Raw genomic sequence first — 12,363 nt, forward strand, 5'->3', positions numbered from 1 at the left:
GCAAGGACCGGCGACGCCTGTGGGGGCCGCGCGAAGCACGGCCCCCACAGCAGCAAGCACAGCCGCGCGAAGCATCCCGACTACAACGAGCACCCAAGCACAGCTAGCCCAACGGGTTGGTATCTATACGCCCCGCAACCCCCGACGCGATCGCATCCGCCGCCGAGCTCACCGGCTTGCGGTCGGCCTGGTCGACGAAGCAGCGCAGGAACTCGTCGCGCAGGGTGAGCCGTGGGTAGCGTTCGAGCACCTCGGTGCGAAGTGTCTCGGGCCAGAGTTCGACGTGCCGGCCGGAGATGTCGAGGCCGGTGCCGATGCAGAGCAGGTGGCCTTCGGGGTCGACGGCGGGGTCGACTTCGTCCCACATGTGCCGCACGATGACTTCGGATGCGCGTGTGCGGCGCTCCTTCGACCAACCGGCTCCCGCGCCGAACACCCACGCGACGTGCCCGCTCGCGTTTTCGAACGGCAGTGTGTAGTTGTCGAACTCCGGCACCAGTGCCAGGTCGTGCAGCATCGCCGACACGAACAGCAGCTCGTCGTCGAACTCGAGCCCCGTGAGTCGCCCTTGAGCCGCTCCCCACAGGTACGACCGCACGCAGTGGTTGACGAGCGCCTCGCTCTGATACTCCCGTGCCACTTCGACGGCACTGGTCGCGGCGGCGCTGTCCGGCAGCGGAAGTTCGTCAAGGTGCATGCCCCCATTCTCGCCCGAGGTGTCGGCTGCCGTGAAGTCGCCGCCCGCGGCCGCCGCGTGGCGGACAACTCCAATCGAGGTCACCACCGCCGAGCCATGCGGCCAAGGTCACCCCCTCGTGTGGAGTTCTCCGAGCAACGACCACCCGATATCCCACGCAACAGGCCCTTTTCAATGACCCAGGGTGAGCGCGAGGCCGCGACAGCGACCTCACGCGAACATGTCGCCTCGCGCCGCAGTAGCGGCGGCGCGAGCAGTAGGGGCCCGCCCAGCCGAAGGCCGGGCGAGCCCGAGGGCCGGCGGGTCGGTACCCCTACGCCTGCGGGTACCCCGCGTTCGCCCGCAACACCTCCAGCCGCGCCCGATACTCCACCTCGTCGATGTCGCCTTGGGCGAAGCGTTCGGCGAGGGTCGATTCGGCGCGGCGGGCGGGCTGGTTCCAGCCGCGGGCGGCCCAGGCGTTGCGGCGCCAGCGGCGGCCGACGGTGGCGAAGAGGATGACGAACAGGGCGATCCAGAACAGCGGGATCAGGAAGAAGAGCCACCCGAAACCGCCCACGAAGGGGCCGGCGTGGGCGGCGACGGATGCGAGCGCGACGGTGGTGAACACGATGATTCCTCTCTCGGGCCCCGGAGCGGAACCCTCTGCTCACAGCCTCGCGGAGCGGCGCCTCCGGCGAATCTGCCCACGGGCGGCATTCGCCGTACACCGGCGGGAGTATCCCCGCCGAACCGAGTAGGCGCAGCGGATGCCCGAACGCGCCCTAGGCGCGCCCGGGAGCCACGAGCCCGGTCTCGTAGGCGATCACGACGAGCTGCACCCGGTCACGGGCCGCGAGTTTCGACATGATGCGGGAGACGTGGGTCTTCGCGGTGAGTGGGCTGAGGAAGAGACGGGCGCCGATCTCGTCGTTCGTGAGTCCGGTGCCGACCAGGGCGAGCACCTCGCGTTCGCGGGCCGTGAGGGCGTCGAGGCGCGAGGCATCCGGTTGCTCGCTGAGGTCGTGCGAGATGCGTTCGAGCAGGCGTCGCGTCACACCGGGGCTGAGCAGGGCGTCGCCCGCGGCGACGACTCGCACGGCACGGATCAGCTCGACGGGTTCGGTGTCTTTCACCAGAAAGCCGCTCGCTCCGGCGCGGATGGCGCGGCCCACGTACTCGTCGAGCTCGAAGGTGGTGACCACCACGATGTGTGTGGAGGCGAGTTCGGGGTCGGCGGTGATCTGCTCGGTGGCCCAGAGGCCGTCGCCGTCGGGCATCCGGATGTCCATCAGGATCACATCGGGGTGCTGCGCCCGCACGAGCTGCACGGCCTCGGTGCCCGATCCGGCTTCGCCCACCACGTCGAGGTCGGGTTCGGATGCGAGCAGACTGCGGAAACCGCCGCGGATGAGCTGCTGGTCGTCGGCGATGGCGACGCGGATCACGGGGACTCCTCGGTGGGGGCGGTGGGCCGCGGCGGCGATGGGGCTGGGGTCGGCGGCGCGGCCGGAGGCGGAGTGAGGGTGGAGGTCGAGGGCGGCGCCGAGCGATCGGCGGGCGTGGCTCGGCGGGGGATGGCTGCCTCGACGGCGAACCCCCCGCCCGGCCGTGGGCCGGCGGCGAGGTGGCCGCCGAGGAGTTCGGCGCGCTCGGTCATGCCGAGCAGGCCACGACCGGGGCGGGGCCCGTCGAGGGTGCCGGCCTGATCGCGGGGGTGCCCCGCGATCGCCCCCCGGGAGGCGTCGCGGGCGGGGTGGCGGGTTCCGTCGTCGACCACCGACACCGTCCAGGCATCCGGGGTCTCGGCCAGTACCACCGCGGCGGAGGTGGCGTTCGCGTGCCGGACGACGTTCGTCAGCGATTCCTGCACGATGCGGTAGAGGGCCAGCTGGACCGCCTTGGGAGGCGGGCTCGTGCGGGGCGCCGCGTCAGCGCCGAGCGGGATGCCGTTCTCGAGCGTGACCGCGAGCCCTTGCGACACGACGGATGCGACGAGGCCGTCGATGCGCGAGAGGTCGGGTTCGGGAACGAGGGGTGCGCTCTCGTCGCCCACCGCACCCGGCGCATCCTGACCCTCTCGCAGCACACCGAGAACCGAGCGCACCTCGTCGAGCGCGCTCTTGCTCGCCTCCTTGATGTCGGCCAAGGCTCTCGCCGCCAGTTCGGGCTGCGTATCGATGAGGTGCAGCCCCACGCCGGCCTGCACGTTGATCTGGCTGAGCGAATGGGCGAGCACGTCGTGCAGCTCACGGGCGATGCGCACCCGCTCGGCCTGCACCTCGGTGAGCCGGCGCTCGGCGGCGCGCTTGCGCAGCTCGTCGATGCGGGCGCGGCGGCTGCGGATGCGCTCCCCGATGGCCAGCAGCAGCACGAGGCCGAGGCTCACCGCGATCACGGCGGCCGGTTGCCAGTCAGCGCCGATCAGGATGCCGATGGTCACGGTAAGCACCCACGCCACGCCGAGCGACCACCAGGCCCAGAGCCGTGCACCGCGCACGACGGCACTCACGATCGCGAAGGCGAGGGCGATGTACGGCGGCGCGAACTCGCCCGCGACGAGCAGCGCGTAGGCGCCGGCGGCCGCGGACACCACGGCCACGACGGGGCCCGGAAAGCGGCGCGCGGCGATCAGGGCGACGGGGCCGAGCAGGGCGAGCCCGATCCGAGCGGCGAAACGCACCGGGTCATCGTCGGCGAATTGGGGCGCCTGCCGGAACCGCCAGGTGAACACGGCGGCGGGCACCTGCACGATGAACGAGAGGATGACCGGCACCCAGAGCCGCGCCCACCCCGAGAAACGGAACCGCGGCCATTCGCCGCCGCCCTCGGCCCACCGTTCGTGCATCCTCCGCCTGTCGTCGGCGCCGGCCCACCGTTCGCGGGTCCATCCGCGTCGCTCGTCGAGGGGGTGGTTCTCGCGGGCGCGCTCGTCTCCGCGGTCGTCGTTGGAGCGGCCCGGGTGCGGCATGGCTCGATCGTATCCGCGCCGGCCCACCCGCGGCATCCGCTCCCCGTCGCGGCCCTCGTACTCTCGGGGGAGTACGGCTCACGCCGATCGAGTGGGCACGATTTGTCGCCCGCTCGGCGCGAATGCGACGAATCGTGCCCACTCGATGAGGGAAGAGCGAGCCCTCAGGGAGCGGGGGCGGTGGCGGGGGCGCCGAGCGTGTGGGCGAGGGCCGCGGCCGCCTCGTGGGCCTCGACGAGTTCGCGGCGGCTGCGATCGATCTGGTCGGCCAGGGCGGGCACCGTCTCGGCGAGGGTGAGGTTCGTGGCGATGACCGTCACCTCCATACCGAGCGCCGTGCCGAGGATGAGTCGCAGCGCCGGCACCTCGTGATCCCAGCCGTCGGTCGGCGAACCGGGGTCGTAGGATGCGCCGCGACTGGTGACGATGATGGCCGGCCGCCCGGCGAGGGGCTGGGTGTCGACGTCGAACGGCGCTGTCACGGCCGGCACGTGGATGTTGTCGATCCAGGCCTTCAAGCTCGACGGCATGGAGTAGTTGTAGAGCGGTGCTCCTACCAGGAGGGCATCGGCGGCGAGCAGCTCGGCGATCAGCGAACTCTGCAGAGCTTCCGCATCGGCGGGCGGCATGGAGCCGGCGGGGCGCAGTCGGGGCGGCCAGTGCAGCGCCGCGTCGGCGAGGTGCGGCAAGGGGTCGCGGTGGAGGTCACGATGCGTGACCGTGTTGCCCGGCGCAGCGGCCAGCCACGCCTCGCTGAAGGAGTGCCCGATCGCCCGTGACCGGGAGTTCTCGAGGTCGGCGGAGGAGTCCAGATGCAGCAGATTCGCCATGGGGCCACGCTATACCGCCCGACCCCGGCAGGTCAGGCGCTGAGCCGCCCGAGTTGCTCGTCGACCATCGGCAGCAACCTCCGGAACCGCGAATCCAGATGAGGCGTCATGAAGCCTGAGTCATCCCGCAGATCCTCGATGAGGGCGCGCAGCCGACCGAGTTCTTCGGTCGAGAGGGCGGAAAGCGAGATGTCCGAATACGGAAGGGAAACCGCCACGGCGGCAACCTCATCGGTCCAAGTGATCCGGCCCACGATCCTCCATCTGTGCGTCGAGATGCGATATCAGGGGGAGCCTATCGGTGCGCGCCCTCACCCCGGTGTCCCCAGTAAGGGAGCGCTACGGCGTGTCGCACCGCAAAGATCTCACGCCGCGAGGCGGCGGGCCGCATCGATGCCCTGACGGGTGGCCCGCACGGCGTCGACGCGGGAGGCGTCGAGGGCGCCCCCGACCACCTCGTGGCGGGTGCCGCGGGCGGCGAGGCCGGCGCTCAGCGGGTCGTGCGAGACCTGACCGGCGCACACGATCACCACGTCGGCCGGCACGAGCGACGACGTGCCGTCGGCGAAGACCACCTCGACACCGGATGGCGTGATGCGCCGGTAGTCGAGATCCGACAGCATCTGCACGCCCGCCTCCCGCAGCTCGCCGAGGGCCACCCAGCGGGAGGTGATGCCCATCCCGGCGCCGAACTTGCCCGTGCGTCGCAGCACCGTCACCGAGTTCCCCGGCCGCGGGGCGAACGGCGCCGCCCCGGGGCGCTCGCGCACCCGCGTGCGCTGGGGGAGCGCATCCGATTCGAGGAAGGTGCTCGGCGACGCGAGCTGGAACTGCTCTTCGAACGCTCGTGCCCGAACGGCGGGGTCGTGTGAGAGCACCAAGAACTTCGCCGTGTCGATGCCGATGCCGCCCCCGCCGATGATGGCGACGCGACCCGGCGGCACCCCGTCGAGAATCGCGCGCTCGTAGGAGAGCACATGCGGCAGCGTGGACCCTTCGATCTCGACCGCGCGCGGCCGCACACCGGTCGCCACCACGACTCCCGCGTATCCGCCCGCCGCGAGCTCCTCGACGGTGACCGGATGCGACAGCTCGACCCGTGCGCCGAGCGAGGAGAGCCGGGCGGCGTAGTGCGCGACGGTCAACGCGTAGTCCTCTTTCGTGGGGATGCGTGCGGCGAGCGTGAACTGCCCGCCGAGGTGCGCATCCGCTTCGTAGAGGGTGACCCGATTGCCGCGGGAGGCGAGATCAGTGGCCGCGATGAGCCCGGCCGGCCCGCCGCCCACCACCGCGTAGTGGGCGGGGGCGGCGCTCAGCGTGAGCGGATAGCGCGTCTCGGTTCCCGCCCGCGGGTTCACCAGACACGACACCGGCTGCTTCACGAAGGAGCGGTCGAGGCACGCCTGGTTGCAGCCGATGCAGGAGTTCACCGCGTCGAAGTGGCCATTGCGCGAGCGGTCGACGATCGCGGCGTCGGCGAGGAAGGGGCGTGCGAGGGCGACCGCGGTGATGGTGCCGCGGGCCAGGATGTCTTCAGCGTCGCGCAGGTCGGTCAGCCGGTTGCTCGCGATGACGGGCACCGCCGACGGCGAGGTCGGATCGCCGGGCAACGCGATCGCCCGCGCCACGGCCTCGGCATAACGCAGCCACACACCGTGCGGCACCGCGGCCTGCACCGTCGGAACCTTCGACTCGTGCCAGCCGATGCCCACGTTCAGCGCATCCGCCCCGGCTCGCACGAGGTCGCGGGCGAGGGCATCCGTCTCGTCTTGCGTGGTCGAATCCGGCACCAGGTCGGCCCCCGACATCCGCACGATCACAGGCACGTCGATGCCCACGCCCTGCCGCACCGCGCGCAGCACCTCCACCGCGAAACGGCGCCGTCGCCGGGCGTCGCCGCCCCACTCGTCGTCGCGCCGGTTGGTCACGGGCGAGCAGAACTGGTTGATCAGGTAGCCCTCCGACGCCATGATCTCCACCGCGTCGAACCCCAGTTCCACGGCCCGTTCGGCTGCGATCCGGAAGTCGTCGATGGTGCGACGGATGCCCGCCTCGTCGAGTTCCACGGGCACCTGAGCCCCCGCACTGCGCCAGGCGAGCGGAGAGGGGGCGACCGGATGCACGGGGCGGCCCTCGGCATCCGTCACCCCGTCGAGCAGCGCGTAGCGACCGGCGTGGAAGAGCTGCGCGGCGATGAACCCGCCGGCCTCGTGCACGGCCGTGGCCGCCGCCGCGAAGCGTGCGTCGCTCGCCGGGTCACCGAGCACGCTGAAGTCGTCGGCCCCGCAGCCCTCCGCGTTCACTGCGAGCCCGCCCGTGATGATGAGCGCCGCGCCGCCCTGGATGCGCTCGGCGTAGTAGGCCGACAGCGCCGCCCCTCCGTCGTCGAGCGTTTCGAGACCGGTGTGCATGCTGCCCGTGATGACACGGTGCGGCAGTTCGAGCGCGCCCAGCCGCCACGGTGAGAAGGTGCGCTCGAGGGCGGGGGTGGCGTCGTCGCCGTGCATCCGGATGCTCCGATTGGGTCGAGCGACGTGGGTCGCGAGAGAGGTTGGTCGAGAGAGACGGGAAGGTTACCCGAAGGCTACTCGCCGGAGGCTATTCCCCCGAATACACCGCCGGTGCGACCGCGGCGCCCGAGGCGCCTTCGCCGAGCACGGCCTCACGCAGGTCGCCCGTGGTGTCGGCCCAGAACGGCGGCGACACGATGGTGAGACCGCCGTCGACCTGCAGCACCTGCCCGGTGATGTACCCGGCCTTCGCCGAGAGCAGGAAGTCGGCGGCATCCGCCATGTCGTCGGCCGTGCCGGGGCGGCCGAGCGGGATCTTCTCGAGCACCGACTGCATCGGCGCCATCCCGGGCACCCTGTTGTAGAAGTAGTCGAGCGAATCGGTGTCGATGAGTCCGCCGTTGACGGCGTTGACCGTGATTCGGCGCGGACCGTACTCGGTGGCCATGAACTTCACGTAGGCCTCGTTCGCCGCCTTGGCCGCGCCGAGTGCCGCATAGGTGGGGAACGCCCGCAGCGAGCCGTAGCTCGTGATGGCGAGGATGCGGCCACCGTCGTCCATGAGCTCGGCGGCACGGATGGCGCCGAGTACGAAGGAACGGGTGTTCATCGCGTAGCTGCGGTCGAGGTGGTGCACCTTCAGCTGCGAGACGGGCTTGAACGCGCTCGCCGCGGCGTTGGCCACGAACGCGTCGAGGCGCCCGTAGCGCTGCCGCACCTCGTCGAACAGCCGGTCGATGTCGTCGGGGATCTCGATGTCGGCCTGCACGGTGAAGCCCGATCCGCCGGCCGCCACCACGTCGGCGAGTGATTCCTCGGCGAGGTCGGCGTTCACCTTGTAGTTCACGACGACCGCGGCGCCTTGCGCGCCGAGCTTCTGGGCGAGCAGACGGCCGATGCCGCGGGAGGCTCCGGTGATGACCACGACGCGGGGGTTCTCGGTGTTCTGGGTGTCGCTCATGCTCGGGCCTCGGCTTTCGGGGTCGCGGTCGGGGTCGGTGCTGCGGCGGTCGGCGCCGGTGAGGTCGGTGCCGCGGAGGCGGCCGCGGCTGCGGTCGCCGCGTACTCGGCGAGCACGGCTCGCGCCACGACGGCCTTCTGGATCTCGTTCGTGCCTTCTTCGAAGCGCTGGGCACGGGCATCCCGGTACACGCGTTCGATCGGGTTGCGTGCCCAGTAGCCCTGTCCGCCGTGAATCTGAAGCGCCTTGTCGGTCACCCGGGCGAGCATGTCGACGGCCACGATCTTCGACGCGCTGGAGAGCGCTCCGGCGTCGGCCGCACCGTTCTCGTAGGCGCGCGCGGCCTCGAAGACCAGGGCGCGGGCGGCCGCGATGTCGGCGTAGTTCTCGGCGATGTAGTTCTGGATGACGGGTCGTTCGGCGAGTTTTCTGCCGAAGGTCTCGCGTCGCAGCGCGTATTCGATGGCGAGTTCCTGAGCGCGCTCGGCCAGGCCGACGGCGCTCATCGCGACCGAGACGCGGCTCGGCAGCAGGAATCCGCCCAGTGCGACCTCGAGACCCTGGCCCTCTTCGCCGAGACGGGCGCTGACCGGAACCGGGGTCTCGGTGAACTCGAGGATGGCGTGGTCGGTGCCGCGCACACCCATGGTGTGCGAATCGTCGATGACCTCCGCGCCCGGCAGGCCGGTGTTCGGCACGAGCAGGGCGACGGTGCCGTCTCGGCCGGTCGTGCCCTCGAGTCGTGCGAAGAGCAGCCAGTAGTCGCACTTCACGCCGAAGGTGATGAGGTGCTTCTCGCCGTTGAGGTAGTAGGTGTCACCCTCGCGGCGCACCGTCGACCGCAGGTCGGCGCCGGTTCCGGCGGTGGCCTCGGTGAGGGTGAACGCCACGAGCACCTCACCGGTGACGGCCTTCTTCACGAGCTCGCGCTGCTCGGTGTTCGCGAACGGCTCCATGGCACGCCAGGTTCCGTTGTTGACGTGCACGAGCATCCGGATCGACGCGTGCGAACGCGACACGATCTCGAGCAGTTCGAGATAGCGGGGGAACGGGATGCCGCGGCCACCGAGTTCCACGGGGGCGGCGAGGCTGAGCCAGCCCTTGTCGCGCAGCTCCTCGTAGAGGGCGCGCGGAACGTCGCCCTCGGCCTCGATGCGTTCGGCCCACACCTCACCCGGCCCGCGCACCCAGGCGTCGATCTCGCTCTTCAGCTGCTGGAAGTCGTTCTCGTCGATGCTCACGCTTCTGTGCTCTCCAATGCGTCGTTCTCCACGGTGTCTGCGTTCTCATCTGCGAGGAGCGCGGCGACGCGCTCCCGCAGGAGGTTCTTCTGGATCTTTCCGACCGGGTTCCGCGGCAGGGCCGCGATGGCTTCGAGCCGCTCCGGCCAGTAGTACTTCGATACCCGTGCGGCGGCCAGGAACTCCTGCATCTCGCTGAACCCGAGCGGCTCCTGGCCATCGGCGGGCACCACGTAGGCGCAGGCGCGCTCGCCGAGACGGGGGTCGGGCATGGCCACGATCGCGACATCCTTGACCTGCGGATGCGTGAACAGCAGGTTCTCGATCTCCACGACCGGAATCTTCTCGCCACCGCGGTTGATCACGTCCTTGACGCGTCCGGTGACGTGCAGGAATCCGTCGGTGTCGACGATGCCGAGATCGCCCGTCTTGTACCAGCCGTCGGGCGTGAAGACCTCCGCGGTGAGGTCGGGGCGATCGAGGTAGCCGAGGAACAGGGTGGGGGAGAGCAGCTCGTAGTTGCCCTCTCGACCGGCCGGCAATTCGACACCCTCGTCGTCGACGATTCGGATGCGGATGCCCTCGAGCGGCCGACCGTCGGTGCCCCAGGCGGAGCCAGGCGGATCGTTCGGCGCCGACAGCGTGCCGAGGCAGGTCTCGGTGGTGCCGAAGGCGCCGCAGACCGCCGTGTCGAGCACGCGGGTGGCACGCTCGGCGAGTTCTCGGGGCACGGCGGCGCCCGTGGCCACGAAGATGCGGAGGCTCTCAGGCGCAGATTCGCCGCTCTCCACCGCCTCCACGAGATCCATCAGGAACGGTGTGGCCGCCTGCACGAAACGTGCGCGGGCGGCGCCGAAGGCCTGCCGGAGCGCGACCGTCGGATCCCAGATCGGCTGCACGACGGATGCGACGCCCAGCTGCCAGCTGAGCAGCAGGCCGTAGAGAAAACCGGTCTGGTGGGCCAGCGGGGAGGGGATGTAGACGCGGTCGTCGGGGGTGAGCCCGAGGTGGGCGACCTCCATGGCCGTGGCGAGTTGGAGCGAACGGTGCGCATGCTGCACGCCTTTGGGTTCGCCCGTCGTGCCCGAGGTGAACAGCAGCTGCGCGACATCCGTCTCGCTGGGCCGCCGCGCCGTGATCGCGCCCGCGTCGACGCGCGCTGCAGCGAGGGCGGCGTCGAAGTCGTGCCATTCCCACGCCTCGAGCATCGGCTCACTCGTCCCGAAGTGGGCAGAGTCACCCTCTTTTGCCCCACTTTGGGACGAGTCGGCGAACGTGGGAGTGGTGCCTGCTCGGGCGGCGCCCGTGGGGTCGGTGTCGCCGATCACGAGCACGTGTTCGAGGAGCAGGGTGCGTCCGCTCGCAGCGGCCGAACGAACGACGCCGGCCAGCTCGTCGGCATGACGGCGCTTGCGGAACGAGCGCGGCAGCACGAGAACGCGCGCCTTCGCCCGTGCAAGCACCATCGCCACCTCGCGCTCGCCGAACACGGGCATGATCGGGGCGACCACGGCGCCGATCTGCAGCGCGCCGAGGGTCACTGTGACGCATTCCGCCCAGTTGGGCAGCTGGAAGGCGACGGATTCGCCGGGCTCGACCCCGAGGTTGAGCAGCACCGCCGACACCCGGTCGGCGTCGGCCTTGAGCTCTGCCCAGGTCAGGGTGCGCGCACGATCCCCGACTTCGATCACGGCCGGAGCATCCGGTTGCTCGCGGGCGAGCGCGTCGATCGCCGCGGTGACGCCGGGCGCCCCATCCTGCTCGGAGCCGGAAGGTATCGTCTCTCTGCCGCTCACGAGGCGAGCGCCTGCGCGGAGCGTGTCTTGTCGGCGCCTTCGAGCGGGGTGATCGCGAGGTCGAGCCCGACACTCGTCATCGCCTGGAGGAACGTGGGATAGGAGATGCGGTAGGCCCGCGGATAGGTGAGCCGGGACTCGCCGTCGGCCCGGGTCGCCGCGACCGACAGCGACATGAGCACGCGGTGGTCGTTGAACGACGACATGGGGGCGCCGCGCAGGCCGTCGACGCCGGTGACGAGCAGTTCTGATCCGGTGTCGACGAGGTCGCCGCCGAGCTTGTTCAACTGCAGCATGGCGTTCACCCGGTCGGATTCCTTCAGCCGGATGTGCGAGATGTTGCGGAGCCTCGAGGTGCCCTGGGCGAAGCTCGCCAGAGCCGCCAGCACGGGCAGCAGGTCGGGGATGGGCTGACAGTCGATGTCGAGCGGTTGCAGTTCGATGCCGTCGTGGCGCACGCGCACGAATCCGGTCTCCTCGTCGTGCTCCATCGGCAGTCCCATGGCGGCGATGAGGTCGAGGAACTCGGCTTCGGGATGGTCGGTCTCGGCCGAGGTGGTGGCCGTCAGCCCGCGGAAGAGCACGTCTGAGGGGTGGATCGCGGTCGCTGCGAGTCCGAACGCCGCCGATCCGATGTCGGGCGGGATGGTGTAGTCGGTCGGGGTGGCCGTCTGGCCGGGGGGAACGGTGAAGGTGCGCCAATCGTCGGAGTGCTCGACCACGAGCCCCCAGTGCCGCATCATCCGCACCGTCAACTCCACGTAGGGCTGCTCGTTCAGCTCGCCGAGCACCTCGACGGTGGTCTCGTTCTCGGCGAAGGGGGCGAGCAGCAGCAGACCCGAGAGCCACTGCGAGAGCGTGCCCGGAATGGTGACATGGCCGCCGGCCGGGGTGCCCGGCTGCACGGTGATGGGCGGGCAGTCGTTCTCGGCGGTGTACTTCACGCCGAGCTGACCCAGGGAGTCGAGCAGCGCCTTGATCGGCCGGCGGCGGAAATACTTCATGCCGGTGAGCGTGATCGGCCGGTCGGCAAGCGCAGCCAGGCCGGTCATGAAATAGAGGGTGGTGCCGGAGGAGCCGACATTGAGCAGGCCCTGCGCGGAGATCGATCCGTGATCCACCACGTCGTTGCGGGTGTGATAGCGCCCGCCGTGCACGACATAGGTGTCGCCGTCGATGTCGATCCGGGTGCCCAGTGCACGGAGTACTCCTACGGTCCAGACGACCTGTCTGGTCTCGGAGAGGCCGCGCACGACGCTGCGTCCGGGTGCGAGGGACGCCAGCACGAGTGCGCGATGCGCGTGGTATTTGGAAACGGGGATGTTCAGCTCACCGCGGATCGGGGTCTCGGAACCGCTTACGAACAACTGCACGCCAG

At 70.4% G+C, this 12,363-nt stretch carries 11 protein-coding genes; all 11 read right to left on the bottom strand.

Going from position 1 to position 12,363, the window contains the following annotated elements; genetic code table 11:
- Positions 1–103: 103 nt before the first annotated feature.
- On the bottom strand, positions 104–697 hold the full coding sequence (locus N1027_RS12000; protein WP_259508186.1) for an HD domain-containing protein: 594 nt from the start codon (positions 695–697) through the stop codon (positions 104–106).
- 313 nt (positions 698–1,010) lie between these two features.
- Positions 1,011–1,307 carry an SHOCT domain-containing protein gene (locus N1027_RS12005; protein WP_259508188.1) on the bottom strand — a complete coding sequence of 99 codons (297 nt, stop codon included), beginning with the start codon at positions 1,305–1,307 and terminating at the stop codon, positions 1,011–1,013.
- A gap of 154 nt (positions 1,308–1,461) precedes the next feature.
- Positions 1,462–2,124, bottom strand: a complete 663-nt coding sequence (locus N1027_RS12010; protein ID WP_259508190.1) for a response regulator — start codon at positions 2,122–2,124, stop codon at positions 1,462–1,464.
- Positions 2,121–3,647: a sensor histidine kinase gene (locus tag N1027_RS12015; RefSeq protein WP_259508192.1), complete on the bottom strand. Its 1,527-nt coding sequence runs from the start codon at positions 3,645–3,647 to the stop codon at positions 2,121–2,123. Before N1027_RS12015 ends, N1027_RS12010 begins: the two co-directional genes overlap by 4 nt.
- A 164-nt stretch (positions 3,648–3,811) precedes the next feature.
- Positions 3,812–4,477 carry an FMN-dependent NADH-azoreductase gene (locus N1027_RS12020; protein WP_259508193.1) on the bottom strand — a complete coding sequence of 222 codons (666 nt, stop codon included), beginning with the start codon at positions 4,475–4,477 and terminating at the stop codon, positions 3,812–3,814.
- A gap of 32 nt (positions 4,478–4,509) precedes the next feature.
- Positions 4,510–4,695 (bottom strand): hypothetical protein, encoded by a 186-nt coding sequence (locus N1027_RS12025; RefSeq protein WP_259508195.1) that lies wholly within the window; start codon positions 4,693–4,695, stop codon positions 4,510–4,512.
- Positions 4,696–4,842: 147 nt separating this feature from the next.
- Entirely contained in the window at positions 4,843–6,984 is a 2,142-nt protein-coding gene (locus N1027_RS12030; RefSeq protein ID WP_259508196.1) for an oxidoreductase, read from the bottom strand.
- A gap of 91 nt (positions 6,985–7,075) precedes the next feature.
- Positions 7,076–7,948, bottom strand: coding sequence for an SDR family oxidoreductase (locus N1027_RS12035; RefSeq protein ID WP_259508198.1), 873 nt, complete (start codon positions 7,946–7,948; stop codon positions 7,076–7,078).
- Positions 7,945–9,189 carry an acyl-CoA dehydrogenase family protein gene (locus N1027_RS12040; protein ID WP_259508200.1) on the bottom strand — a complete coding sequence of 415 codons (1,245 nt, stop codon included), beginning with the start codon at positions 9,187–9,189 and terminating at the stop codon, positions 7,945–7,947. Before N1027_RS12040 ends, N1027_RS12035 begins: the two co-directional genes overlap by 4 nt.
- Positions 9,186–10,985: an AMP-binding protein gene (locus N1027_RS12045; RefSeq protein ID WP_259508201.1), complete on the bottom strand. Its 1,800-nt coding sequence runs from the start codon at positions 10,983–10,985 to the stop codon at positions 9,186–9,188. The genes N1027_RS12040 and N1027_RS12045 overlap by 4 nt, the downstream gene beginning before the upstream one ends.
- Complete coding sequence (gene aroA / locus N1027_RS12050; protein ID WP_259508203.1) at positions 10,982–12,358, bottom strand: 3-phosphoshikimate 1-carboxyvinyltransferase; 1,377 nt, start codon at positions 12,356–12,358, stop codon at positions 10,982–10,984. Before aroA ends, N1027_RS12045 begins: the two co-directional genes overlap by 4 nt.
- Positions 12,359–12,363 lie beyond the last annotated feature (5 nt).

The organism is Herbiconiux aconitum, assembly GCF_024979235.1.
In the GTDB taxonomy this organism is placed as follows: domain Bacteria; phylum Actinomycetota; class Actinomycetes; order Actinomycetales; family Microbacteriaceae; genus Herbiconiux; species Herbiconiux aconitum.

What these genes read in the sequence shown, in the direction of transcription:
- N1027_RS12000 (WP_259508186.1), bottom strand. Translation starts at nt 697, where the DNA reads ATGCACCTTGACGAACTTCCGCTGCCGGACAGCGCCGCCGCGACCAGT.
- N1027_RS12015 (WP_259508192.1), bottom strand. Translation starts at nt 3,647, where the DNA reads ATGCCGCACCCGGGCCGCTCCAACGACGACCGCGGAGACGAGCGCGCC.
- N1027_RS12020 (WP_259508193.1), bottom strand. Translation starts at nt 4,477, where the DNA reads ATGGCGAATCTGCTGCATCTGGACTCCTCCGCCGACCTCGAGAACTCC.
- N1027_RS12030 (WP_259508196.1), bottom strand. Translation starts at nt 6,984, where the DNA reads ATGCACGGCGACGACGCCACCCCCGCCCTCGAGCGCACCTTCTCACCG.
- N1027_RS12035 (WP_259508198.1), bottom strand. Translation starts at nt 7,948, where the DNA reads ATGAGCGACACCCAGAACACCGAGAACCCCCGCGTCGTGGTCATCACC.